The following is a 694-nucleotide window of genomic DNA, read 5'->3' as shown; positions in this document are numbered from 1 at the left end:
GAGCGAAGTCGAGCTGTGGCGTCAGAACCGCGAATTGGCACGCTTGTCCGAGGTCGATTCGCTGACTGGAATCGACAATCGCCGCAGCTTCGACGACGCCATCGAGCGCGCGGTTCAGCGCCAACGCCGGACCGCCGAGCCTGTCAGCGTTTTGCTGCTGGATCTCGACCACTTCAAAGGTTTGAACGATACGTTCGGCCACCAGAAGGGTGACGATGTCTTGCGGCGTTTCGCACGCGTGCTGTCCGAGAACACGCGCAGCGCCGACGACACCGTGGCGCGCTATGGCGGCGAAGAATTTGCGATCGTTCTACCCAACGCGGACACGGACGGCGCCGTTCGCGTCGCGGAGGGTGTGCGCCAGGCTTTGCGTGCGGCTGGGTTGCCGCATCCCGCCACGCCGAGCGGTTTCGTGACGACGAGCATCGGTATCGCCTCGGTCGCGCCTGATGGCGGCGTCGACGCGGATACGCTCGTCTCGCATGCCGATGAGGCGCTCTACGGTGCCAAGCGAGCGGGAAGAGACCGGTCGCTCATCTACGGTGGCGTTTGACAGGCCTCAGAGGCCGGCCGCTTTTTTGAGCGCGGCATTGATCCGCTCCTGCCACCCCGGGCCGTCCTGCTGGAAAAACTCGAGCACGTCCCGATCGATCCGCAGCGACACCGTCTCCCGGGCGCTGGGCACCAGGGGGGC

2 protein-coding genes are annotated in these 694 nt (G+C 65.6%); one reads left to right on the top strand and one right to left on the bottom strand.

Going from position 1 to position 694, the window contains the following annotated elements:
* On the top strand, positions 1–553 hold a 553-nt coding region (locus tag AC1DT3_RS23290), incomplete at its 5' end, for a diguanylate cyclase (protein ID WP_477467523.1).
* Positions 554–559: 6 nt separating this feature from the next.
* Here AC1DT3_RS23290 and AC1DT3_RS23285 read toward each other — a convergent pair.
* On the bottom strand, positions 560–694 hold a 135-nt coding region (locus tag AC1DT3_RS23285; RefSeq protein WP_477467524.1), incomplete at its 5' end, for a BrnA antitoxin family protein.

The organism is Microvirga sp. P4_G7 (assembly GCF_056401005.1).
The sequence above is the reverse complement of the archived record's forward strand: the minus strand, read 5'-3'. Positions and strand labels throughout refer to the sequence as shown.